General features: G+C 68.5%; 22 protein-coding genes and 1 pseudogene. 16 read left to right on the top strand and 7 right to left on the bottom strand.

The features are described 5' to 3' along the window. The first annotated feature begins 31 nt into the window (after positions 1 to 31). The 5 genes from C6A87_RS18635 (at position 32) to C6A87_RS18615 (ending at position 8,386) form a co-directional block, all read left to right on the top strand. On the top strand, positions 32 to 517 hold the full coding sequence (locus C6A87_RS18635; RefSeq protein WP_311113645.1) for a single-stranded DNA-binding protein: 486 nt from the start codon (positions 32 to 34) through the stop codon (positions 515 to 517). 124 nt (positions 518 to 641) lie between these two features. Further along, a complete protein-coding gene (gene ettA, locus C6A87_RS18630; protein ID WP_311113644.1) occupies positions 642 to 2,315 on the top strand; it encodes an energy-dependent translational throttle protein EttA in 1,674 nt (557 codons plus the stop codon). Positions 2,316 to 2,403: 88 nt separating this feature from the next. Next, complete coding sequence (locus tag C6A87_RS18625) at positions 2,404 to 7,287, top strand: NAD-glutamate dehydrogenase (protein ID WP_311113643.1); 4,884 nt, start codon at positions 2,404 to 2,406, stop codon at positions 7,285 to 7,287. Next, positions 7,284 to 7,703 (top strand): thioesterase family protein, encoded by a 420-nt coding sequence (locus C6A87_RS18620; protein ID WP_311113642.1) that lies wholly within the window; start codon positions 7,284 to 7,286, stop codon positions 7,701 to 7,703. The genes C6A87_RS18625 and C6A87_RS18620 overlap by 4 nt, the downstream gene beginning before the upstream one ends. After that, entirely contained in the window at positions 7,700 to 8,386 is a 687-nt protein-coding gene (locus C6A87_RS18615) for a hypothetical protein (RefSeq protein ID WP_311113641.1), read from the top strand. Before C6A87_RS18620 ends, C6A87_RS18615 begins: the two co-directional genes overlap by 4 nt. A 10-nt stretch (positions 8,387 to 8,396) precedes the next feature. Here the strand turns inward: C6A87_RS18615 and C6A87_RS18610 are convergent, their stop codons facing one another. Together C6A87_RS18610 and C6A87_RS18605 are read right to left on the bottom strand one after the other, a co-directional pair. Beyond that, positions 8,397 to 8,798: a globin gene (locus C6A87_RS18610; RefSeq protein ID WP_311113640.1), complete on the bottom strand. Its 402-nt coding sequence runs from the start codon at positions 8,796 to 8,798 to the stop codon at positions 8,397 to 8,399. A 103-nt stretch (positions 8,799 to 8,901) separates the two neighbouring features. Next, positions 8,902 to 9,093, bottom strand: a complete 192-nt coding sequence (locus C6A87_RS18605) for a hypothetical protein (protein ID WP_311113639.1) — start codon at positions 9,091 to 9,093, stop codon at positions 8,902 to 8,904. A gap of 121 nt (positions 9,094 to 9,214) precedes the next feature. Here C6A87_RS18605 and C6A87_RS18600 point away from each other — a divergent pair, with 121 nt between their 5' ends. Genes C6A87_RS18600 through C6A87_RS18590 form a run of 3 tightly spaced genes read left to right on the top strand, consistent with a single transcriptional unit; the run spans position 9,215 to position 10,605 of the window. Further along, complete coding sequence (locus C6A87_RS18600; RefSeq protein WP_311113638.1) at positions 9,215 to 9,883, top strand: HNH endonuclease; 669 nt, start codon at positions 9,215 to 9,217, stop codon at positions 9,881 to 9,883. A gap of 25 nt (positions 9,884 to 9,908) precedes the next feature. Next, complete coding sequence (locus C6A87_RS18595) at positions 9,909 to 10,142, top strand: hypothetical protein (protein ID WP_311113637.1); 234 nt, start codon at positions 9,909 to 9,911, stop codon at positions 10,140 to 10,142. After that, positions 10,129 to 10,605 (top strand): DUF5130 domain-containing protein, encoded by a 477-nt coding sequence (locus tag C6A87_RS18590; protein WP_311113636.1) that lies wholly within the window; start codon positions 10,129 to 10,131, stop codon positions 10,603 to 10,605. Before C6A87_RS18595 ends, C6A87_RS18590 begins: the two co-directional genes overlap by 14 nt. Positions 10,606 to 10,624: 19 nt before the next feature. Here the strand turns inward: C6A87_RS18590 and C6A87_RS18585 are convergent, their stop codons facing one another. After that, positions 10,625 to 11,017 (bottom strand): HNH endonuclease, encoded by a 393-nt coding sequence (locus C6A87_RS18585; RefSeq protein WP_311113635.1) that lies wholly within the window; start codon positions 11,015 to 11,017, stop codon positions 10,625 to 10,627. A 94-nt stretch (positions 11,018 to 11,111) separates the two neighbouring features. Continuing rightward, a complete protein-coding gene (gene pepN, locus C6A87_RS18580; protein ID WP_311113634.1) occupies positions 11,112 to 13,700 on the bottom strand; it encodes an aminopeptidase N in 2,589 nt (862 codons plus the stop codon). A 101-nt stretch (positions 13,701 to 13,801) separates the two neighbouring features. Between pepN and C6A87_RS18575 the strand changes: the two genes are divergently transcribed. The 6 genes from C6A87_RS18575 (at position 13,802) to C6A87_RS18550 (ending at position 19,083) form a co-directional block, all read left to right on the top strand. Then, positions 13,802 to 14,419: a DsbA family protein gene (locus C6A87_RS18575; RefSeq protein ID WP_311113633.1), complete on the top strand. Its 618-nt coding sequence runs from the start codon at positions 13,802 to 13,804 to the stop codon at positions 14,417 to 14,419. A 162-nt stretch (positions 14,420 to 14,581) separates the two neighbouring features. Beyond that, positions 14,582 to 15,007 (top strand): nucleoside deaminase, encoded by a 426-nt coding sequence (locus C6A87_RS18570; RefSeq protein ID WP_311117985.1) that lies wholly within the window; start codon positions 14,582 to 14,584, stop codon positions 15,005 to 15,007. Between the two features lie 22 nt (positions 15,008 to 15,029). Next, entirely contained in the window at positions 15,030 to 15,989 is a 960-nt protein-coding gene (locus tag C6A87_RS18565; protein WP_311113632.1) for a 2-oxoglutarate and iron-dependent oxygenase domain-containing protein, read from the top strand. A gap of 65 nt (positions 15,990 to 16,054) precedes the next feature. Continuing rightward, positions 16,055 to 16,528: a ribose-5-phosphate isomerase gene (locus tag C6A87_RS18560; protein ID WP_311113631.1), complete on the top strand. Its 474-nt coding sequence runs from the start codon at positions 16,055 to 16,057 to the stop codon at positions 16,526 to 16,528. A gap of 3 nt (positions 16,529 to 16,531) precedes the next feature. Continuing rightward, positions 16,532 to 17,338 (top strand): zinc finger domain-containing protein, encoded by an 807-nt coding sequence (locus C6A87_RS18555; protein ID WP_311113630.1) that lies wholly within the window; start codon positions 16,532 to 16,534, stop codon positions 17,336 to 17,338. A 59-nt stretch (positions 17,339 to 17,397) separates the two neighbouring features. Further along, positions 17,398 to 19,083 (top strand): sodium:proton antiporter, encoded by a 1,686-nt coding sequence (locus C6A87_RS18550; RefSeq protein WP_311113629.1) that lies wholly within the window; start codon positions 17,398 to 17,400, stop codon positions 19,081 to 19,083. Here C6A87_RS18550 and C6A87_RS18545 read toward each other — a convergent pair. After that, entirely contained in the window at positions 19,080 to 19,889 is an 810-nt protein-coding gene (locus tag C6A87_RS18545) for a DUF1542 domain-containing protein (RefSeq protein WP_311113628.1), read from the bottom strand. The genes C6A87_RS18550 and C6A87_RS18545 overlap by 4 nt on opposite strands. Positions 19,890 to 20,030: 141 nt before the next feature. Further along, complete coding sequence (locus C6A87_RS18540) at positions 20,031 to 21,689, bottom strand: hypothetical protein (RefSeq protein ID WP_311113627.1); 1,659 nt, start codon at positions 21,687 to 21,689, stop codon at positions 20,031 to 20,033. A gap of 218 nt (positions 21,690 to 21,907) precedes the next feature. Here C6A87_RS18540 and C6A87_RS18535 point away from each other — a divergent pair, with 218 nt between their 5' ends. Both C6A87_RS18535 and C6A87_RS18530 read left to right on the top strand, forming a co-directional pair. Next, positions 21,908 to 22,882 (top strand): hypothetical protein, encoded by a 975-nt coding sequence (locus tag C6A87_RS18535; RefSeq protein ID WP_311113626.1) that lies wholly within the window; start codon positions 21,908 to 21,910, stop codon positions 22,880 to 22,882. Between the two features lie 73 nt (positions 22,883 to 22,955). Beyond that, positions 22,956 to 23,429: a DUF4383 domain-containing protein gene (locus tag C6A87_RS18530; RefSeq protein WP_311113625.1), complete on the top strand. Its 474-nt coding sequence runs from the start codon at positions 22,956 to 22,958 to the stop codon at positions 23,427 to 23,429. A gap of 32 nt (positions 23,430 to 23,461) precedes the next feature. On the opposite strand, the pseudogene C6A87_RS18525 reads toward C6A87_RS18530, so the two are convergent. Continuing rightward, positions 23,462 to 24,264, bottom strand: a pseudogene (locus C6A87_RS18525) (MBL fold metallo-hydrolase). Position 24,265 lies beyond the last annotated feature (1 nt).

Here is a 24,265-nt window from a genome sequence, read left to right as displayed (position 1 = left end):
CCGCAGCAGAGAATCGCCAGGAGGCACCGTCATGTTCGAGACACCCATCACCGTCGTCGGCACCATCGTCACCGCCCCGGATCGCCGCTGGGTCGGCGACCAGGAGTTGTTCAAGTTCCGGGTGGCCAGCAATTCGCGGCGCCGCACGGCCGACGGCTCCTGGGAGCCGGGCAACTCGCTGTACGCGACGGTGAACTGCTGGGGCCGCCTGGTCACCGGAGTCGGGGCCGGCCTCGGGAAGGGAGACCCGGTGATCGTTGTTGGATACCTGTACACCAACGAATACGAAGACCGCGACGGTAACCGTCGGTCCTCCCTGGAGATCCGGGCCACCTCGGTCGGACCCGATCTCGCACGGTGCATCGTCCGCATCGAGAGTCGCAGACACCCCGAGCAGGCTGTGCCTGCCGTAGAGCCCACCGCAGACCCTGCGGCTGGAGCCGGCGCTGGCAGCCGCGAGGACGTCCCCGGCGGGGACGGGCCCGAGGCCGGCCCGGGGCGGACGCCGAGGCGCTGAAGCTCACCGCCTAGCGGCCAACGCCTCCGATGCGGCCGCGCCTAGGATGGGGCCCGACTATCGCGCAGTCCGAGATGATCGCGCATATCCAGTGGCGTGATCGAGAAAGGCACATCGAAGGCAAATGGCCGAATTCATCTACACGATGCGGAAGGTCCGCAAGGCGCACGGCGACAAGGTCATCCTTGACGACGTCACGCTGAACTTCCTTCCGGGCGCGAAGATCGGCGTCGTCGGACCCAACGGGGCCGGTAAGTCGAGCGTCTTGCGGATCATGGCCGGCTTGGACCAGCCCAACAACGGCGACGCGTTCCTCCAGCCCGGCGCCTCGGTCGGCATCCTGATGCAGGAGCCCCAGCTCGACGAGACCAAGACGGTCCGCGAGAACGTCGAGGACGGCGTGGCCATCAAGGCGAAGCTCAACCGGTACAACGAGGTGGCCGAACTGATGGCCACCGACTACACCGACGAGCTGATGGACGAGATGGGCAAGCTCCAGGAGGAGCTCGACGCTGCCGACGCCTGGGACATCGACAGCCAGCTCGAGCAGGCGATGGACGCACTGCGTTGCCCGCCGCCCGACGAGCCGGTGACACACCTGTCCGGTGGTGAGAAGCGCCGCGTGGCGCTCTGCAAGCTGCTGCTGTCCAAGCCGGACCTGCTGCTGCTCGACGAGCCCACCAACCACCTCGACGCCGAAAGCGTGCTGTGGCTCGAACAGCATCTCGCCGACTACAAGGGCGCGATCTTGGCGGTCACCCACGACCGCTACTTCCTCGACAACGTCGCGGAGTGGATCCTCGAGCTCGACCGCGGCCGCGCCTACCCGTACGAGGGCAACTACTCGACGTACCTGGAGAAGAAGGCCGAACGCATCGCGGTCACCGGTCGCAAAGACGCCAAGCTGCAGAAGCGGCTCAAGGACGAACTGGAGTGGGTCCGCTCGGGCGCCAAGGCGCGCCAGGCCAAGAACAAGGCCCGCCTGCAGCGCTACGAAGAGATGGCTGCGGAGGCCGAGAAGACGCGCAAGCTCGACTTCGAGGAGATCCAGATCCCGGTCGGACCCCGGCTGGGCAACGTGGTGGTCGAGGTCGAACACCTCGACAAGGGCTTCGACGGCCGGCAGCTGATCAAGGACCTGTCGTTCACGTTGCCGCGTAACGGCATCGTCGGCGTCATCGGACCCAACGGCGTCGGCAAGACCACCCTGTTCAAGACCATCGTCGGCCTCGAGGAGCCCGACAGCGGCACCGTGAAGGTCGGCGAGACCGTCAAGCTGAGCTACGTCGATCAGACCCGTGCGGGCATCGACCCGAAGAAGACGGTGTGGGAGGTCGTCTCCGACGGACTGGACTACATCGAGGTCGGTCAGAACGAAGTCCCGTCCCGCGCCTACGTGTCGGCGTTCGGCTTCAAGGGCCCCGATCAACAGAAGCCGGCCGGCGTGCTCTCCGGCGGCGAGCGCAACCGGCTCAACCTCGCGCTGACCCTCAAACAGGGCGGCAACCTGATCCTGCTCGACGAGCCGACCAACGACCTCGACGTGGAGACCCTGAGCTCGCTGGAGAACGCGCTGCAGAACTTCCCGGGATGCGCGGTGGTGATCAGCCACGACCGCTGGTTCCTGGACCGCACCTGCACGCACATCCTGGCGTGGGAGGGCGACAGCGACAACGAGGCCAAATGGTTCTGGTTCGAAGGCAACTTCGGTGGCTACGAGGAGAACAAGGTCGAACGGCTCGGCGCGGATGCTGCGCGTCCACACCGGGTCACCCACCGGAAGCTGACGCGGGACTAGTCTCGTCGTGCGGACCAGGTAACCGGCGCGGACCGCGCTCGGGTTACGGCCAACGGCGGCCGGTGCGCGTGCGAGTCAGGAGCGGCGAATGTCGTTGAACACGGGGCCCGCAAAGGGCCCGGCGGATCCCCAGGTGCCCACCGAGGTCATCGACCGACTGCTTCCCGCGTACCTGGCGACCTACCGCGGTCCGCACGCGGGCGCCCCCGGCGCCGAGGGGGCCGTCACGGGTCCGCTGCGCCGGCCGGGGACCGACACGGTAGACGGTCCGGCCCTGGTCGCCGCGGAGTACCGGCTCGGTGCCCAGCGGTCGCCGGGCGCCACCCTGGTCGCGGTGCACGGGGCCGACGCGGAGGGCGGTTTCGGGCCCGCGCTGCAAGTGGTCACCGACAACGCGTCCATGCTGATGGACTCGATCACGGTGCTGCTGCACCGCACCGGCGTCGCCTACAGCGCGATCATGAACCCGGTGTTCCGGGTGCGCCGTGGCGCCGGCGGTGAGCTGCTGGACATCGTGCCCGCCTCGGAAGCGACGTTCGGTGACGGCATCGACGAGACCTGGGTGCACGTGCAGCTGGCCGGTTCGGTGGACCGGCGCGCGCTCGCCGAGGTGGAGAGACTGCTGCCGCGGGTGCTGGCCGACGCCCGGCAGGTGGCCCTGGACGGTACGGATATGGCCGCCGCACTGCGGATCCTGGCCGCTGAACTCGACGGCGACTCCGGGCGGCGGTTCCCGAGCCCGGACCGCAAGGACGTCGCGGCCCTGCTGCGGTGGCTGGCCGACGGACATTTCGTCCTGCTGGGCTATCAACGCTGCGCGGTCCGCGACGGCGAGGCCACCGTCGACCTCGCCAGCCGGCTGGGCGTGCTGCGGCTGCGCCAGGACGTGCTGCCCCAGCTGACCGACAAGGACGAACTGCTCACGCTGGCGCAGGCCACCATCCCGAGCTTCCTGCGGTACGGCGCATATCCGCAGATCGTGGTGGTCCGCGAACAGCCCGAGGCCGGCGCCGACGACACCGCGGCGATCGAGCACCGCTTCGTCGGCCTGTTCACCGTCGCGGCGATGAACGCCAACGTGCTGGAGATCCCGCTGGTCTCCCGGCGGGTCAACGACGCGCTGGCGATGGCCCACCGCGATCCCAGCCACCCCGGCGAACTGCTGCTGGACATCATCCAGACCATCCCGCGCGCCGAACTGTTCGCGCTCAGCGCCAGGGGCGTGCTCGACATGGCGATGGCGGTGGTCGACCTGGGGTCGCGCCGGCGCACCCTGCTGTTCATGCGGGTGGACCCGCTCGCGCACTTCGTGTCGTGCCTGGTGTACCTGCCGCGTGACCGCTACACCACCGCAGTCCGCCTCGCGATGCAGGACATCCTGGTCCGCGAACTCGGCGGCGTGAGCATCGACTACGCCGCTCGAGTGAGCGAATCGCCTTGGGCAGTAGTGCATTTCACCGTCCGGCTGCCTGCGGGCTCGCACCGGCAGAATGTCGACGTCTCCGAGTCCAACCAGTCGCGGATCCAGGACCTGCTGACCGAGGCGGCGCGCACCTGGGGTGATCGGCTGCTGGGCGCCGTCGCCGCGGACGGCGGGGTCGACCAGGCCACCGCCGAGCATTACGCGGCGGCGTTCCCCGAGGTGTACAAGCAGGCGATCGAGCCGACGCACGCGTTGGCCGACATCGCGATCATCGAAGCGCTGCAAGACAATTCGGTGAAGCTGGTGCTGACCGACGGCGACGACAGCGCCGAGCCAGGGGTGTCGCACCTGAACTGGTACCTCGGTGGCCGGTCGGCGTCGCTGAGTCAGCTGTTGCCGATGCTGCAGTCGATGGGCGTGGTGGTGCTCGAAGAGCGGCCGTTCACGGTGACCCGACCCGACGGCCTGCCGGTGTGGATCTACCAGTTCAAGGTCAGGCCGCACCGCGGCGTCCCTCAGGCACAGTCGGGCCCGGAGGGGGAGGACTCCGCGCGCAGGTTCGCCGACGCCGTCACCGCCATCTGGCACGGTCAGGCGGAGGTCGACCGGTTCAACGAACTGGTTCTGCGGGCCGGGCTGACCTGGCAGCAGGTGTCGGTGCTGCGGGCGTACGCCCGGTATCTCAAGCAGGCCGGGTTCTCCTACAGCCAGTCCCACGTCGAATCGGTGCTCAACGACAACGCGGGCACCGCACGCTCGCTCGTCCTGCTCTTCGAGGCCCTGTTCCGGCCCGACGAGCAGAAGGCCGGAAGCGCCAACCACGACGCGCAGGCCGCCGCCGTGGCGGTCGCCGCCGACATCGACGCGCTGGTCAGCCTCGACACCGACCGGGTGCTGCGTGCGTTCGCGTCGATGATCCAGGCGACGCTGCGGACCAACTACTTCGTCACCGACGCTGATTCGGCGCGTGCGCGCAACGTGTTGTCGCTCAAGCTCAATCCCGAACTGATCGACGAGTTGCCGTTGCCGCGGCCGAAGTTCGAGATCTTCGTGTACTCACCCCGGGTCGAGGGCGTGCACCTGCGTTTCGGCTACGTCGCCAGGGGCGGGCTGCGCTGGTCGGACCGCCGGGAGGACTTCCGCACCGAGATCCTCGGGTTGGTCAAGGCCCAGGCGGTCAAGAACGCGGTGATCGTGCCGGTCGGGGCCAAGGGCGGCTTCGTCGTCAAGCACCCGCCGTCGCCCACCGGGGACGCCGCGGCCGACCGCGACGCCACCCGCGACGAGGGCGTGGCCTGCTACCGGCTGTTCATCGCCGGCCTGCTCGACATCACCGACAACGTCGACAAGATCAGCGGCGACATCGTCGCCCCCGCCGGCGTGGTCCGGCGCGACGGCAACGACGCCTATCTGGTGGTCGCCGCCGACAAGGGCACCGCGACGTTCTCCGACATCGCCAACGACGTCGCGAAGTCCTACGGGTTCTGGCTCGGGGACGCGTTCGCCTCAGGCGGCTCGGTCGGCTACGACCACAAGGCGATGGCGATCACCGCCAGGGGCGCCTGGGAGTCGGTCAAGCGACATTTCCGCGAGATGGGCGTGGACACCCAGTCCGAGGACTTCACCGTGGTCGGCGTCGGCGACATGAGCGGCGACGTGTTCGGCAACGGGATGTTGCTGTCCAAGCACATTCGGTTGATCGCCGCGTTCGACCACCGGCACATCTTCATCGATCCGAACCCCGACGCCGCTGCGTCGTGGCAGGAACGCAAGCGGCTGTTCGAGCTGCCGCGCTCGAGCTGGGACGACTACGACAAGTCGCTGATCAGTGCGGGCGGTGGAGTCTTCAGCCGGCAACAGAAGTCCATCGCGGTCAGCCCGGAGGCGCGGGCCGCGCTCGGCCTCGACGACGAGACCGCCGAACTGACGCCGCCGGCGCTGATGAAGGCGATCCTCAAGGCGCCCGCCGATCTGCTGTGGAACGGCGGGATCGGCACCTACATCAAGGCCGAGAGCGAGGCCGACATCGACGTCGGCGACCGCGCCAACGACGCGATACGCGTCAACGGTAACCAGGTGCGCGCCAAGGTCATCGGTGAGGGCGGCAACCTGGGCGTGACGTCGCTGGGCCGCACCGAGTTCGACCTCTGCGGCGGGCGCATCAACACCGACGCACTGGACAACTCCGCCGGTGTGGACTGCTCCGACCACGAGGTCAACATCAAGATCCTGATCGACTCACTGGTCACCGCGGGCAAGGTTGCGGCCGAGGACCGCACCGATCTGCTGCTGTCGATGACCGACGAGGTCGGCCGGCTCGTGTTGGCCGACAACGAGAGCCAGAACGACCTGATGGGGACCAGCCGCGCCAACGCGGCCAGCCTGCTCAACGTGCACGCCCGGATGATCAAGGACCTGGTCGCCGAGCGCGGGCTGAACCGTGAGCTGGAGGCGTTGCCGTCGGACAAGGAGATCCGGCGGCGCATCGACGCCGGAATGGGTCTGACCTCACCGGAACTGGCGACGTTGATGGCTCACGTGAAGCTGGAGCTCAAGGCCGACCTGCTCGACGGGGACCTGCCCGACCAGGAGGTGTTCGCCTCCCGGCTGCCGTCCTACTTCCCGGCCACCCTGCGGGAACAGTTCGTCCCCGAGATCCGGGCCCATCAGCTGCGCCGGGAGATCGTCACCACGATGCTGGTCAACGACGTCGTCGACACCGCGGGCATCTCCTATGCCTACCGGGTCACCGAGGACGTCGGGGTCGCCCCGGTCGACGCGATCCGCAGCTTCGTCGCCGTCGACGCGATCTTCGGGGTGGGCCGGGTGTGGCGCCAGATTCGGGAGGCCGGGGTCAACGGCGTGCCGGTGGCGGTCACCGATCGGATGACGCTGGAGCTGCGCCGGCTCGTCGACCGGGCCGCCCGGTGGCTGCTGAACTACCGGCCGCAGCCGTTGGCGGTCGGCGCCGAGATCAACCGGTTCGCCGAGAAGGTGGCGGCGTTGACGCCGCGCATGCCGGACTGGCTGCGTGGCGACGACCGCGCGATCGTCGCCAAGGAGGCCGGCGAGTTCAGCGCCCAGGGCGTGCCCGAGGACCTCGCCTACATGGTGGCCTCGGGGCTCTACCAGTTCAGCCTGCTGGACGTGATAGACGTCGCCGACATCGTCGACCGCGATCCGGCCGAGGTGGCTGACGCTTACTTCGCGCTGATGGATCATCTGGGCACCGACGGGCTGCTCACCGCGGTGTCCCGGCTGTCACGCAACGACCGGTGGCATTCGTTGGCGCGGTTGGCGATTCGGGACGACATCTACGGATCGCTGCGGGCGCTGTGCTTCGACGTGCTGGCGGTGGGCGAGCCCGACGAGAACGGCGTGGAGAAGATCGCCGAATGGGAGATGACCAACAGCTCCCGCATCGACCGGGCGCGGCGCACGCTGACCGAACTGTACGAGAGCGGTGAGCACGACCTGGCCACGCTGTCGGTCGCGGCCCGCCAGATTCGAAGCATGACTAGGACGAGCGGAACGGGATCGAACGGGTGACGGGTCAACAAGGCTTCACGGCGCCGGTGCATGTGCGCTGGTCGGACATCGACATGTACCAGCACATCAACCACGCCACCATGGTGACCATCCTCGAAGAGGCCCGGATCCCTTTTCTGCGTGAGCCTTTCGGTGACAACATCACCACGATCGGTCTGCTGATCGCCGAGGTGAACATCTCCTACAAGGCGCAGCTGCGGCTGATCGACTCACCGTTGCAGGTGACGATGTTCGCCAAGCGGGTGCGTGCGGTGGACTTCACGGTGGGTTACGAGGTGCGCTCGGTCGGTGCGCCCCCCGACTCGCGCCCGGCGGTGATCGCCGACACGCAGCTCGCCGCAGTGCACATCGAAGAGCAACGGCTGGAACGGCTTTCGCAGGCGCAGCGCGAGTATCTGCAGCGCTGGCAGCGATGACCGTCAGCGAGCGCGGATTGTGGCTGGAACCGGGGTCGCGGACCGCGCAGCAGGATCTCGCGACGTTCGCGGAGCGGGTGCTGCGGCTCGACCAGGCCGGCGTCGTGCGGCTGCGGCGCCGCGACGAGGAATCTGTGGTCGCCTGGGCGGCAACGGGATTCGATGTGCTCGCCAGCCGCGTGGTGACCGGCCGGATCGCGCCGGCCGACCTGTGTGCCGGCGCGGATGCGCTGGTGCACGGACTGCGCGACGTCACGGGCGACGGGTACGTCGATCCCGGCTTCTCGATGGATTCGGCGTGGCGCGGCGTGTTGCCCCCCGACGCCGGGTTCGTCCATCTCGACGACGTGCCCGCCCGCGTGGTGCTGGACCTGGCGCAGCGGGGGAGCAGCCTGGTCAAGGAGCACTCCGGCGCCCACGGGCCGCCGCCGTCGCTGCTCGATCAGGAGGTGGTCGCGGTGTCCTCGCCGCAGGGCAGCGTCGGCGTGCCGATGCGGTGTGTGTTCGCGCTGACGGCGATGGGCTTCCTGCCGCAGTCCCCGACCGGCGACCGGTTCGCCCCGGAGTCGGTCAGCCCCGACGAGGTGGTGCGGGTGCGAACGACCGCGACCTGGCTGCGCGTCGACGCCCGGTTCGGCAGCGTGTACCGCCGCAGGGGCGACCCCGCGGTGGTGCTGCGCTGACACCGCGCGGTCAGAACGGCGAGTTGACCATCGACTCGGCGGCCATCTCCAGGTAGCCGAGCAATGCCCGGCGGTGCGGCTCGTCGAGGGTGTCGGAGTCGATCTCGGCCACCGCGGTGTGCATGCAGCGCAGCCAGGCGTCGCGCTCCAGGTAGCCGATGCGGAACGGCGCGTGGCGCATCCGCAGCCGCGGGTGCCCGCGCTGATCGGAGTACGTGCGCGGCCCGCCCCAGTACTGCTCCAGGAACATGCGCAGCCGCTCCTCGGCGCCGTCGAGGTCGTCCTCCGGGTAGAGCGGACGCAGGATCTCGTCCTCACGCACGAGTTCGTAGAACCGCGACACCAGGGTGCGGAACGTGTCCTGCCCGCCCACCGCGTCGTAGAACGACTGCTGCTTGTTCTGCGCTTCCATCGTCTCCATTGTGGGCCATCGCCCGAACCTCGCCGCGTCAGCTCTTCTTTCTGACGAGCTTGGCCAGCTCAACGCGGTCCTCTTCGACGGGTATGTCGGACGGTCAGTTCTCCGCGCAGCTCTCGGCGTGCGCGTCGCGGACCGTGTGCGGCTGCCGTGGCGCCACAGCGCGCCGCTTCCTGCTCTTGGCAAACTGGTACTCGTTGTTTCTGCGCAGGTCGGCGCTCATTCTGGCGATCAGCGCGTCCTCGGCGGCCGGCCAGGCCGCCATCTCCGTATCCCCCCCGGTGGTCATCGCCCGAGTGTGCGCGGCGGCGGCCTCCGTCACACGTTGTTCATCGGACTGACCAGCGAACACGTATGGAATTGCCGTGCGAGTGGCAGAAATCCGTGGTGAACTGTCGTGCGGAGGACGTATGGCGCAGCGTAAGAACGGACGCGGCGGCCACCGGCATCACCGGACCGCGGCGGGCTCATCCGGGTCGACATCGGTCACTGCCTCGCGCGCCCTGCACAGCGTGGCCCCTACGGCCGACGGCGCACTTCCCGCCGCCCACGACGCGTCGATCTGGGGCCGCCGGCGGGTACTGCTGCTGAACTCGACCTTCGAACCGCTCACGGCGCTGCCGATGCGCCGGGCGGTGATCATGCTGATGTGCGGCAAGGCCGACGTGGTCCACGACGACCCGGTCGGCCCGGTCATCCACTCGGCGACCCGGGCGATCGTCGTCCCGACCGTCATCCGGCTGCGCACCTTCGTGCGGGTGCCGTACCGGGCCCGCATCCCGATGACCCGGGCCGCGCTCATGCACCGGGACCGCTTCCGCTGCGCGTACTGCGGCGCGAAGGCCGACACCGTCGACCACGTCGTCCCGCGTAGCCGCGGTGGCGCCCATTCCTGGGAGAACTGCGTGGCGGCGTGCTCGTCGTGCAACCACCGCAAGGCCGACCGCCTGCTCGGCGAGCTGGGCTGGGCGCTGCACACCACGCCGCTGCCACCGAAGGGCCAGCACTGGCGGCTGCTGTCCAGCGTCAAGGAACTCGACCCGGCCTGGGTGCGATACCTGGGTGAGGGAGCGGCCTGACACGGCCGTGGGATACGGTTTGCGGGTGACTTCAACAGCTCTTGCACACGCAAGCTTCGTAGTAGTCCCGCTGGCATTGGCCGGGCTTCTGTCGCTGTTCATCTTCACCAAGAAGGGCCCGCACCCCGAGACGTTCGACATGTCCGGGAAGTGGACGCACGAGCCCATCTTGTGGGCGGCCGAAGAACCCGCGGACCACGGCCATGGCGGTCATGATTCGCACCTGACCATCGGAGGTGGCGCAAGTGGCAAGTGGTGAAGTGACCAAGGCCGGCGGACTCGACCTCGCCGAACTGCCCTACGGATCGGCCATCACCGCCAGCGGACGGATCTCGGCGGTCACCGAGCCCGGCGCCCTGTCGGTGCACTACCCGTTCCCGACCAAGGACCTGGTGGTTCTCGACAACGCGCTCAAGTACGGGTCGCGCGCGGCCAAGGCGCGCTTCGCGGTGTACATCGGCAGCCTCGGCGCCGACCCTGCGGCGACCGCCCGCGAGATCCTCGCGAAGGTGCCCACCCCGAACAACGCCGTGCTGCTCGCGGTGTCGCCGGACCAGCACGCGATCGAGGTCGTCTACGGCGCGGACGTCAAGGGCCGCGGCATCGAGGAGGCCGCCCCGCTCGGCGTCTCCGCCGCGGCGGCGTCATTCCGCGAGGGCAACCTGATCGACGGCCTGCTCAGCGGCATCCGCGTGCTGTCGGCCGGGGTCTCGCCCCGCTGATTTTTTCGCGAAACCGCCGTCACGGTAGCGGCCGGACCTCCGGAGCCACCGTGACGGCGGTTTGGCGTTCCTGCGCCAGAAGTTCGGCCCTGATCCGCACGTAGCGCTCCAGGAACAGCCGTTCGTCGAGCCGCTTGCGCCGCAGCCAGCCGGTGACCTCGTCGTTGCACTTGCTGGCATTGCACGCCGCGCAGGCGGGTACCACGTTGTCGATGGTGTACCGGCCGCCGCGCGAGATCGCCATCACGCAGTCGCGCTGCATCGTCCCGGTGGTCTGCCCGCAATAGGCGCAGCCGTCCCAGGAGGCCTTGATCGAGGTCCATTGCGCGTCGGTCAGGTCGTTGACCACGGCCGCCACCCGACGCTTGCGCCGGCGCGCCGCGCGCGCCCTCCGACTGTTGTTCACCGCCACCCCAAGAGCATGGGGTGCGAGCGTGCGCGAAGTCGGCTACGACATCGGCGTGTCGGCCGCCGCCGCGCACGCTCGCGCGAACGGGGGTGCCGGGTTAGCTGCCGTCGAACTGCCGGGCCCGCAGCGAGCGCTCGACGCCGGCCCGGCCCTCCACCACCAGCCGGCGCAGCGCCGGCGGTACCTCGGGATCGGACAGGAACCGGTCGGCCGCGTCCAGGGCCTCCTGCGTGATCTCCCAGGACGGGTACAGCCCGACGACCACGGTCTGCGCGACCTCGCTGGAGCGCCTCTCCCAGACCCCCGAGATCGCGCTGAAGTAGCGGTCCCGGAACGGCGCCAGCAGCTGCCCCTGTCCAGGCTGCACGAAGCCGCCGATGATCGCCCTGGCGGTGATGTTGGCCAGCGTGTCGTCCTCGACGACCTGCTCCCATGCCGCGTCCTTGACCGCCGCCTGCGGCCGCGCCGCCGCCGCAGCGGCGGCCTGGCGTCGTCCGGCGGCCGTGCGGTCGTTGGCGGCCTCGGCGTCGATGAACGGCGTCTGCGGGCCGTCGGCGTCGATCACCCCGGCGCGGGCCAGCGCGGTGACCACGCGCCAGCGCAGATCGGTGTCGAGCACCAGCCCCGGAAGATTGACCTCGGCGGGCTCGTTGTCGAGCAGCGTCGACAGCACCGCGATGTGGTTGGGCGAGAGCACCGAGGTGCACAGCGCGTTCACGAACGCGAGCTGATGGTCCGATCCCGGCTCGGCCTCGGCGGCCAGGTCCAGCAAGGCGTCGCCGAACGCGGGCCAGCCGTTCTCCGCCGCCCACGCCGGGTCCGCGTAGGAACCCAGTGCGGTCTGCGCCTGCAGCAGCAGCCGCTGCGCCACACCGACCTCCGTCTCGGCGTGCAGACCGCTGATCACCAGCGCGACGAAATCCCGGGCACGCAGCTCGGCGTCGCGGGTCATCTCCCACGCCGCCGACCACGCCAGCGTGCGGGGGAGCGGCTCGGCGATGTCGGCGATGCGGGACAGCACCGTCTGCAGCGAGTCCGGGTCGAGCCGCAGCGAGCAGTAGGTCAGGTCGTCGTCGTTGACGAGGATCAGCTTGCCCCGCGGAACGCCTTGCAGAGCAGGGACTTCGGTGGTCTCACCGTCGACGTCGAGCTCCTCGCGGCGCACCCGGACCAGCTTGCCCGAGCTGTCCTCGTCGTAGATGCCGACCGCCAGCCGGTGCACGCGGGTCTCGCCCTCACCGGGTTTGGCGCCGCCCTGCCCGATCGCGAACCGGGTGAACGTGCCGTCGGCGTCGACGTCGAACTCGGGGCGCAGCGTGTTCAGGCCGGTGGTCTTGAGCCACTGCCTGCCCCAGCCCGACAGGTCGCGTCCGGACGACTTCTCCAGCGCCCCCAGCAGGTCGCCGAACGTGGCGTTGCCGAACGCGTGGTCGCGGAAGTAGTCCCGCAGTCCGGCCAGGAACGCGTCGAGCCCGACGTAGGCGACCAGCTGCTTGAGCACGCTGGCGCCCTTGGCGTAGGTGATGCCGTCGAAGTTGACCTCCACGGCGTGCAGGTCCGGGATGTCGGCGGCCACCGGGTGGGTCGACGGCAGCTGGTCCTGCCGGTAGGCCCAGGACTTCTCGACATTGGCGAACGTGGTCCAGGCCTGGGTGTACTCGGTGGCCTCGGCCTGGCACAGCACCGACGCGAACGTCGCAAAGGATTCGTTGAGCCACAGGTCATCCCACCACTGCATGGTGACCAGGTCGCCGAACCACATGTGGGCCATCTCGTGCAGCACGGTCTCGGCGCGGCGCTCGTAGGACGCGCGGGTGACCTTGCTGCGGAACACGTAATCCTCAAGGAACGTGACCGCGCCGGCGTTCTCCATCGCGCCTGCGTTGAACTCGGGCACGAACAGCTGGTCGTACTTGCCGAAGGCGTAGGGGACGCCGAAGTTGCGGTGGTAGAAACCGAAGCCCTGCTTGGTCTCGGTGAACAGCCGCTCCTCGTCCATGTAGTCGGCCAGGGATTTGCGGCAGAAGATGCCCAGCGGGATGTCCCCGTGGTCGTCGGAGTACTGGTCGTCCCAGCGGGCGTAGGGCCCGGCGATGAGCGCCACCAGGTAGGTGCTCATCCGTGGGGTGGCTTTGAAGGTGTGCCGCTTGGCGCCCGAGTCGAGGTCCTCGACGGAGACGGTGGCGCCGTTGGAGACCACCTCCCAGTGCGCGGGGGCCACCACGGTGACGTCGAACGCCGCTTTCAGATCAGGCTGATCGAAACACGCGAACATCCGTTTGGCGTCGGCGGTTTCGAATTGCGAGTACAGGTACACCTCGTCGTCGACGGGGTCGACGAAACGGTGCAGTCCCTCGCCGGTGTTGGAGTAGCGGCAGTCCGCGTCGACGGTCAGCACGTTGTGCCCTTCGACGCCGGCCAGCGGGATCCCGGTGGCCTCGTCGTAACCGGAAACGTCGATATCGACGCCGTTGAGAGTGGCTTTGCGGACGGTCGCCGCGGCCAGGTCGATGTAGGTGTCGGCGCCGGCGAGAGCGTCGAATTCGACGGTCGTCACGGACCGGAAGGTGCGCTCACCGGGTTTGCCCGCACCGTCGGTCAGATCAAGGTCGATCCGGTAGCTGTCGACGGTCACCAGTGCGGCGCGCTCGGCGGCTTGGTCGCGGGTCAGATTAGGAAGTGCCACGCTCGACAACACTAGCCTCATCCCGGGAAGACGGGACGGGTGTCGCGGGTTGTGCCGAACGACGTCTGTCACAGCTGCATGCATACGAGAGGACCACGCAAATGTCTGAGAAGTCCCGCGCCGATTTCTGGTTCGACCCGCTGTGCCCGTGGGCCTGGATCACCTCCCGCTGGGTGCTTGAGGCCGAGAAGGTGCGCGACATCGACGTCAACTTCCACGTGATGAGCCTGGCGGTGCTCAACGAGGGACGCGACCTGCCCGAGGAGTACCAGGAGGCGATGAAGAAGGCCTGGGGGCCGGTGCGGGTGGCGATCGCCGCCGAACAGGCCAAGGGCCCGGAGATCCTGCGGCCGCTCTACACGGCGCTGGGCACCCGCATCCACAATCTCGGCTACCGGGAGACCGACCCCACCTTCGCCCGGGCGATCGCGGAGTCCCTGGACGAGGTCGGACTGCCCGCCGAACTCGCCGAGGCCGCGACGTCGACCGACTACGACGACGCGTTGCGCAAGAGCCATCACGAGGGCATGGACGCCGTCGGTCCCGACGTCGGCACGCCGACCATCCACGTCAACGGTGTCGCATTCTTCGGTCCGGTCCTCTCACGCATCCCGCGCGGCGAGGAGGCGGGCCTGTGGGACGCGTCGGTGATCTTCGCGTCCTATCCGCACTTCTGGGAGCTCAAGCGGACCCGCACCGAGCGCCCCGAGTTCGACTGACCTCACCGGAATGTTTCGATCCTGTTGCCTCCGGTTGCGAGCCGGAGGCAACAGGATGAGGGTGTAGCGGTGATTGCGGCCGAGACGACCAGCGGGGGCCGCATAATTGGTGCTGTGTCGAACCAGGATCACCGCAGCGAAGCCATACCGACTCCTCAGCAGATGCTCGACGTCGCTGTCGAGGAGGCGCGAAAAGGGTTGGCCGAAGGCGGTATTCCGATCGGCGCGGCGCTGTTCGCGGCCGACGGCACGCTGCTGGGCAGCGGCCACAACCGGCGGGTGCAGCTCGACGACCCGTCCATCCATGCCGAGACCGATGCGTTCCGCAACGCCGGGCGGCAGCGTGGGTACCGCTCGACGATCATGGTGACCACGCTCTCGCCCTGCTGGTACTGCAGCGGTCTGGTGCGGCAGTTCAACATCGGCGCCGTCGTGATCGGGGAGAGCCGGACCTTCACCGGTGGACACGACTGGCTCGCCGAGCATGGCGTCGACGTCACGGTCCTCGACGACGAACGGTGCGTGACGATGATGAGCGAGTTCATCGCCGCCAACCCGCAGCTGTGGGCCGAGGACATCGGCGAGTGAGCACGTGAGGAGTGTCAAGTAGATGAGTGTCATTGCGACGGTCGACCTTTCGGCATGGCGCGCCGGCGGTTCGGCTGCCGACGAGGTCGCCGAGCAGATCGACGCAGGTCTGCAGCGAGCCGGCTTCGTGCTGGTGCGCGGGCACGGGGTGGACCCGGCGCTGGCGCGGGACGTGCGTGCCGCGGCCCGCGAGTTCTTCGCGCTGCCCGAAGCGGTCAAGCAGCACTACTCGGTGCCGGTGGGCGGGCGCGGCTGGATCGGGCCGGGCGCGGAGGCCAACGGCTTCGCCGAGGGCACTGAGACCCCGCCGGACCTCAAGGAGAGCTTCAGCCTCGGCGCCGACACCGCGACCGGTGACGCGGAGGTCGACCGGATCTGGTTCGCACCGAACGTCTGGCCGCGCGAGGTGCCCGCTCTGCAATCCCTGGTGACCGAGTACACCGCGCAGATGAGGCGGGTCGCCGATGATCTGCTCGCGCTGTGCGCCCACGCGCTCTCCATGGAGGTCAATCCGTTCGCCGAGCTGGCCGCCAGGCCGACGTGGACGATGAACATCAACCACTACCCACCGGTCAGCGTCGTCGGCGAACCCGAACCCGGCCAGTTCCGCATCGGCCCGCACACCGACTTCGGCACCGTCACGATCCTGGACCGTGAGCCCGGCGCCGGCGGGCTGCAGGTGTACTCGGAGGAGGCAGGGTGGGAGGACGCCCCGTACGACCCGGACGCGTTGACGGTGAACATCGGTGACCTGCTGGAGTATTGGAGTGGCCGTCGGTGGCCGTCGGGTCGGCACCGGGTGCTGCCCCCGCAGCCGGACGCGCCCGAGGAGGACCTGGTGTCGTTGATCTATTTCTACGAGGCAGATCACGACGCGCTCGTCACGCCGCTGGCGCCGCCCGTCGGCAAGGTGACCGGGCTGGATCCGGTGACCTCGGCGGCCTTCATCAAGGAGCGACTGGACGCGATCAGCGTCGGTTGAGCAGGGCCCGCCACCGGTTCGCGGTGCCCGAAGCGGCAGGTGAACCGGGAGGTAGGGTGTCCGCCATGCGCGTCTACCTCGGTGCCGACCACGCCGGATTCGAACTCAAGCAGGCCATCGCCGAGCACCTCGGGGCGACCGGGCACGAGCCCGTCGACTGCGGCGCGTTCACCTACGACGCCGACGACGACTACCCGGCCTTCTGCATCGCCGCCGCACAGAAGACTGTGGCGGATCCGGGCAGCCTCGGCATCGTGCTCGGCGGCTCCGGCAACGGCGAGCAGATCGCGGCGAACAAGGTGCCCGGAGCGCGGTGCGCGCTGGCGTGGAGCACCGAGACCGCGGCGCTGGCCCGTGAGCACAACAACGCCCAGCTGATGGCGATCGGTGGCCGCATGCACTCCACCGAGGAGGCGCTGGCCATCGTCGACACGTTCCTGTCCACGGCCTGGTCGGAGGCCCCGCGGCATCAGCGTCGTATCGACATCCTGGCCGACTACGAGAAGACCCACGTCGCGCCGCCGGTGCCCGGCGCGTAGCCGATGCCGGAAGGACACACGCTGCACCGGCTGGCGCGGCAGCACCAGCGTCGGTTCGGCCGCGCGCCGGTAATCGTGTCCAGTCCGCAGGGCCGGTTCGACGACGGTGCTGCGGCGGTCAGCGGGCGGGTGTTCAAGAAGGCCGGCGCCTGGGGCAAGCATCTGTTCCACCACTACGAGGGCGGGCGCGTCGTACACGTCCACCTCGGTCTGTACGGCGCGTTCACCGAGTGGCCGCTGCCCGAGGACGGGACGATGCCGGTGCCGGTGGGGCAGGTGCGTATGCGGATGCTGGGCGCCGAGTACGGCACCGATCTGCGCGGGCCGATCGTCTGCGAGGTGATCGAGGAGCCCGAGGTCGCCGACGTGGTGGCCCGGCTCGGCCCCGACCCGCTGCGCGCCGATGCCGACCCTTCGCTGGCGTGGCGGCGAATCACCAAGTCTCGCAGGCCGATCGGGGCATTGCTGATGGACCAGACCGTCATCGCCGGGGTGGGCAACGTGTACCGCAGCGAGCTGCTGTTCCGGCACCGCATCGACCCGTTCCGGCCCGGGACGACGATCACCGCCGACGAGTTCGCTGAGCTGTGGACCGATCTCGTCGCGCTGATGAAGGTCGGGGTGCGGCGCGGCAAGATCGTCGTGGTGGCGCCCGAGCACGACCACGGCGCACCGTCCTACCGGGAAGGCCGGCCGCGCACCTACGTCTACCGCCGCGCCGGTGAGCCGTGCCGGGTGTGCGCGACACCGGTCCGGACGGTCGAACTGGAGGGACGCAACCTGTTCTGGTGTCCCACCTGCCAGGCCTGATCCGCCGGCACGGCGAGGCTCGGCGGGACATGCGCTGAGCCACCCGGGACAATCTCCGGGTGGAACTGATCCTGGTGGTAGTGGGCGCGATCGTGGTGACGGCGATGGCGCACCGGCGTGGACTCGAACCCGCGCTGATCATCGTCGTGGTCGGCATCGCGGTGTCGTTCGTGCCGGGATTCGAAGCGCCCGAACTGGACTCGCACATCCTGCTGACGGTGGTACTGCCGCCGCTGCTGTACTCCGCGGCGCTGAACTTCTCGTTCCCCAGCTTCCTGCGCAACATCAAGCCGATCCTGGGTCTCGGTGTGGTGCTCGTCGTGGTCACCGCGTTCACCGTCGCGGCCGTGTCCTCCTGGCTGGTGGTGGTGCCGTTGACGTTCGCGACCGCACTGGTGCTCGGCGCCATCGTCGCCCCGCCGGACGCCGTCACCGCTGTCGCGGTCGGCCGCAAGCTCGGGCTGCCCAAACGGGTGATGACGATCCTGACCGGGGAGAGCCTGATCAACGACGCGGCGGCGCTGGCGCTGTTCTCCGTCGCGGTGGCGCAGGTCGCCGGCCGGCACACCTTCATCGAGAACCCGCTGCTGCTGTTCGGCTACAGCGCGGTGCTGGGGCCCGCTGTCGGTGCGGCGCTGGGGTACGTGACCCTGTGGATCCGCAGGCGGCTGGCCAACCCGGCACTGGAGACCGTCCAGGGGCTGATGGTGCCGTTTGCGGCGTTCATCGTCGCCGAGGAGATGCACGCCTCCGGCGTGCTGGCCGTCGTGGTGGCCGGCTTCGTGGTGGGCGGCGGGACGGTGGACGCCGGCTACCAGACCCGGCTGCAGGAACGGTACGTGTGGAACTCGGTCGATGTGTTGCTCGAAGCGTTCGTGTTCGCCTACATCGGGCTGCATCTTCGTTTCGTTCTCGACGACCTGCGGACCGCCCACGAGTCGCTGGGCCAGGTGGCGGTCGCCTCGGCGGTCGTGCTGCTCATCGTGCTGGTGATCCGGCCGCTGTCGGTATTCGTGATGTTCGGCAGGGGAGTGCTGGCGCGGCAGGTCGAACAGCGGCTGAGCGTGCCGATCCCCGACGGCGCGCGCGGGGCCCTCGGCACCCGCCGCAGGGAGCGGCCGGCGGACCGGCGGCCGTCCCGCATCGACAACCGCAGGCTCAGCTGGCAGGAGAGCGTCGTGGTGTCCTGGACCGGTATGCGCGGCGTGGTGACTCTGGCCGCGGCCGCGGCGATCCCGGTGACGACCGCCGCGGGAGACCCGTTCCCCGAGCGCGCGACGATCCAGGCCATCGCGTTCGTGGTCAGTGTCGGCACGCTGCTGCTGCAGGGATGGACGCTGCCGCCGCTGATCCGCCGGCTCGACCTGTCCTCCACCGCGGACCGGGCCGACACCCTCGCCGAGACGGAGAAGGCCGAGAAGGTGGTGCACGACGCGTCCGCGGAAGTGCTGGCCGAGTTCCGCGCCCACCCGCCCGCCGGGCTCGACCCGCGGGTGCTCGCCGAGATCCGTGCCGTCGTGGCACGGCACTCCCAGGACGCCGACGAGATGCCCGACCCCGCCGCCAACACGCTGCGGGCCGAGGTGTTCGCCCAGCTCTACCGCGACGTCCTGGCCGCACAGCGCGCCGCGCTCATCGGCGAGCGCGACGCCGGGCGCATCGACGAGGAGGCGGTGCGGGCCATGCTCGAGCGGCTCGACCTGCAGGAGGCCGGGGTGTCGGCGCGGCTGGAGAGCCGGTTCTAGAAGTCGAACCCGCCGAAGTCGCCGCCACCGAAGTCGCCGCCACCACCCCAGTCGCCGCCGCCCCAGTCGCCGCCGCCGGAGTCACCGCCCCAGTCACCGCCGCCGGCGTCACCGCCTTCGAGTTGGCCCTGGTCCATCCCGTCCTGGAAACCGTCCCCGTAGCCGTTCTCGAACGCCTGCGCGTCGTAACCGACGCCGGACATGCCGGAGAACAGGCTGGTGAACAGCAGCGCCGACCCCAGGCCCCAGGCGCCGGCGACCAACGCCGGCTTCCACCACGGCTCCGAGTACCAGCCGGCAGGCACCGGCCGGCCCGCGACGCGCCCGCCGGGGTAGTAGTTCGGGGTGCGCTGCGACGGCGTCGGCGAGGCCTCGATCTCGCGTCCCTCGAACTCGACTCGACGGTCCTCGGTGACGGTGCCCGCGGCGCGCTGCCCGGCCAGCGACTCCAGCTCCGGACCGGGATCCATGCCCATCGCCGTGCGCGCCGCGCGCACGTAGTACAGGCCCTCCATCGCGCTCTCCTTGGCCAGTTCGGCCTGTTTGGCGGTGGTGGCCTGGTCGATCTGCGACGACGCCGCGGTGTAGCGCTCGGACGCGTCGGCCAGCGCCTGCATGGCGGCCTCGTCGGTCGCGGTCAGTGCGAACACCTGCCCGCCCAGTCGCTCGATCACGCGGCGGGCGTCGGCCTTGGCGTCGGCGAGCGTCGCGGCGTTGCGCTTCTGCGTCGACTTCGACGTCGCGTAGACGGCGAGACCGATCGCCGCGACCACCAAGACGATGAGGACGAGAAGTGCGGCATTCATGGCTCACAGCGTACCGACAGAAAGCGAACACCCCAGGTCGTCGGCGAAGCGCGGGCCCGGATTTTCAGTGCGCTCGTTGCGCATCCAATAGTGGTGGGCGGTGAGCGCGCAGCGAGGTCCGCGCCTGATCGACGGTAGGCATCACGGCCGGTCGGCGGGCATCACCTGCCAGATGGTCTGCGAGCCGGAACGGGCGACCTCGATGAAGCGGTCACGAAGCCCCTCCAACATCGATCTGACTTCGCTGGGGCCCGCGGTTTCCGGTTCGGCGACGCCTTCAGGTGCGGCGAACGCCCAGGACGACACGAGTAGCCGCCCCTTCGACGGGTTGGCGAGCGCGGCCGAAAGCTCTGCGGTGTCATCCGATGATGCCGGGATCAAGCGGGCACCGGTGCTTAGCACGAGGTTTCCCTGGCACACGTACACGCATTCGGTGACGATCACGTCTGTGGTGCCGGCGATGGCCATGAGACCAGCGTTCTGATATGTCCAGTAGTCGGAGTCCGCATGGGAATAGGGCCAGACGCCGCCGAAGAAGTTCGCAACCGCGAGGGCGAGCGCCAGCGCGATGCTTGCCGGGGCCACACCGTCTTTCCCGATCAGGCGACTCACCAGCAAGATGGCGAGTATCGGAACGAGTCCTATCCAGAATTCCAAGTTGTAGGGCTCCCAGATCAGAATGAGGACGGCGTACACCGCCAGGTAGATGACCCCGAAACGTGTGAACGTCCACCGCGGCGACAACGGCTCGGCGGCGCCCGTGCCGCGCGTTGCCTGGAACGTCAACCAGACGATCGTGCCAACGGCCACTAGCGTGGCGGCGGTGATCACCCAGAACAGTATTGTCCCGATGTAATGCTCGGCGACGTAGTGCTCTTCGAGCAGCACCTTGCCAGGGAAGATCATCGCCATCGCATCGGCCGCGTGTGGGGAGGCCAGGAAGTTGATGCCGAGAATCACCCGAACGAGGCCGACCAGCATCATCGGAAACGACATCAGAGAGAAGCCCACCCAGGTGCCCTGACTGGCGTGGCCACGTGCCCATGCGAGGGTCTCCGCAATGTCGCTCTGGCCGAGCGCAACGAAACCAACTGCGCAGTACACCACGGAGACCACGCCCACTACTACCAGACCGTAGACCGAAGTCGTGGTGATCAGGGATCCGGTGGTGCGCCCAGGCGTCGCCCGCCAGATGATTATTAAACTCATCCCGAAAATCGGGATCAAGAAGAGGTACTGCTGGTGGAGCAAGGCGGCGAAGGCGCTGAGCGCTCCGAGGGCAATCAGTTGGGGCACTGCCGGCCCCCGGATCCCGCTCCACTCCTTCGGCCGAATGTCGAACAGCACCAACACGGCGACAAGCACTGCCGGTAACGGCAGCAGGTAGGTGTCGGCCTCGACGCTGTAGACCCAGAAGCCATAGGAGAACGCGGTCCAACCCGCAGCAGCCAGCGCCATCAGCGGCGGGGCGCCTACTCGAAGCGCGATCCGATGGACCAGGTACAGCGTGGCCAGGCTGGCGGCGACCGACAAGACCTCCATAGGCACCGTGGCGTCGGCGGAGTAGCCGAAAGCCGTCCAGAGCCGATAGTGCAGCCAGTTGATCGCGTTGAACAACAGGTGATTGGGAAGAAATAGACTCTCGCCTTTTGTGACGTTCATGATGTATTGCACGGAGTCTTCGGCCTCGCCGTGATTTTCTGAAAGAGTGGCGAGATCTACGGCCCCGAGAACAATTAGAGCCGGGTAAATCAAGCGTGTTCTCGCGTCACGGGCGGTTGCCGAAAAACTGTCGATCATGCGGTCGAGTGTCTCCCACCTGGCGCCCGCGGATTGCCGCAAAGCCAAATCTGTGAGGGAAGATGCATGATCGCTGTGGATCTCCGTTTCGGACGATCCCCTGTGCCAGGACGGTAACGTACGTACGCTGTCAGGTAGCCAGCGGTTGCAGAGCCGACATCAGGACCGACGCGATTCGTCTGCGCCGGATTTGTTATTTGCGGATGAAATGAGCGTACATGGCGAACCACAGCAATTTCTTTCCGAATGCAAGTTTTATGTCGGGATTTAATGGGAGTGTCGCCGCCGCGCGAATAGCCGCACTCATTTCGATTATCGTTACGGTCGTGGCACTCGCCGGCCCCGCTCCACTTGCCCACGCGGCGATGCAACCGTTCTCGCCGGGCAGTCCGTTCCGCACCCCGATTCCGGACGGTGCCGCGATCGACCCGAAGAGTGACGTGATGGTCGCGCATCTCTCCAGCGACGGCGCCATGTCCGCGAACTTGGTCGCCTACGGTATCCCGATTTACCAAGCGGACCCCAGCACTCCCAGCCACAGCGTCGGCTGTACCGAGGATTGGGGTCGGTGCCCATTCGAAGGGGTTCAGGTTCCGATTCCCGCAGGTGCGCGGCCGAGTTCGGGATCGGATGCCGCGATGGTGGTGGTCGACGCGTCGAGCGGCCAGATCTTTGAGCTGTGGCGAGCGCGTCAGTCGGGTGGCGGGTGGACTGCGGGATGGGGTTCGATCACCAACCTCAACGGATCCGGGTGGGGTGGCGGAGCCACCGGCTCCGGTGCGTCGAGGTTGGGCGGTGTCATCCAGGTGGCGGAGATTCAGGAAGGTGTGATTCCGCACGCGCTGGCGGTCGCGACGAACAACGTGTGCGCCGGTACGTTCCGCCCGCCGGCGACTTCCACCGACGGGAAATCGAATCGTGCCAACTGCATCCCCGAAGGCGCCAGGATTCGTCTCGACCCCGGCGTCGACCTCGACGCCCTCGATCTCCCGCCGGGCGTTCGCGCGGTCGCACGTGCCATGCAAGTCTACGGTGCCTACGTCGTCGACGTCAGCGGCGCAGCGCTGAACGTTGCCTTCGAGGTCGACCCCAGCGGAAACGGAATCGGGGCGACCTACCGGCAGGCCGGATTCACCGGCGACTACGACCCCATGTCCGGGGTGCCATGGAACCGATTACAGGTGCTCGCGTGATGCCACCGCGTGAGTAGGTCGATTTCGGCGCCGATTCGTGTTTTCTTCGAGATCTGCCGGGTAGTTGCGCGGCATGACAGCTTCAGAGAACCGTACAGCGACAACCCGTAGCCCCGTTCAGCTCGCCGCGCTCGTCGTGGGAATCGTGTTCCTGCTGGTCGGCATCGCCGGCTTCATCCCCGGAATCACGACGAACTACAGCGAACTGAGCTTCGCCGGGCACCATTCCGGCGCCATGCTGCTCGGTGTGTTCGCGGTGTCGATCCTGCACAACATCGTCCATCTCTTGTTCGGCGTGGCCGGGGTGGCGCTGGCCCGCAGCGCTCCCGCGGCGCGCTGGTACCTGATCGGCGGCGGCGCGATCTACGCCGTGCTGTGGTTGTACGGCATGCTCATCGACCGCGACTCCAGTGCGAACTTCATCCCGGTCAACGCCGCCGATGACTGGCTGCACTTCGGGCTCGCGGTCGGGATGATCGGTCTCGGCGTGATTCTGGGCCGCAACGTCGCCCGGGCCACTGCCGCGCCGGGAACCACCGCTCGCTGACCCTCGCTGAAATCCGACGAGATCGGGCGCGGTCAGAGCGACACCGTCTGGCCGCGCTCGATCTCCACAATCCGGTCGGCCATGCCCCCGTTTGCCATCGCCGCGGTGAAATCGGCAAGGGGACAGGCGAATACACCGTAGTCGTCGAAATGCACCGGGATCACCCGGGGCAGGTCGAGCCGTCGCACCATCTCAGTGCCCTGCCGGCCGTCCATCGTCACGGTCAGCCCGAACGGCAGCCGGTTGCCCGCAGGCAGGCGGGTGCCGCCCAGGTGCAGAACCCCGGCATCGATCGACCGGAACCGCACCGGGATTTCGTCGAGTTCGTCGATCAGCAAGGTGTCACCGGACAGGTACAGGTGTCTGGCCCCACCGGAATCGGTGTCAAAGGTGAGCATCGTGCCCATCACCGGCGGCAGCAGACGGTCCACCGGCGTCGGTGCGTGCCGGCCCGGCAGCGCGGTGAACGTGAGCCGCTCGGATCCCTTCGCAAGGACCGTGTTGTCCCAGGTGGACAAGCCCACGGCGTTGCCGAAGCCACGGCGCCGCAGGCTTTTCGCCGCGGCGTGGGTGGTGATGACCGGCAGTTGGTGATCCAGCCCCCGTTCGGCGACGCGGTCCCAGTGGTCGCCGTGCAAGTGAGAGAGCACCACCGCGTCGAGGGGCGGCAACTCGTCGACCTTCAGTGCCGGGGCCGGCGGCGCTTGGACCAGAGACCGTAGCCGAGGTAGGCGTGCTGGCCCTGGTGCAGGAAATTCGGGTCCGTCAGGACCGTGATCGCGCCGCAGCGGATCAGCGTGGTCGCGGTCCCGATGAACGTGACGTCGATCTGCATC

The organism is Mycobacterium sp. ITM-2016-00317, from assembly GCF_002968295.1.
In the GTDB taxonomy this organism is placed as follows: Bacteria; Actinomycetota; Actinomycetes; order Mycobacteriales; family Mycobacteriaceae; genus Mycobacterium.
The sequence above is the reverse complement of the archived record's forward strand: the minus strand, read 5'-3'. Positions and strand labels throughout refer to the sequence as shown.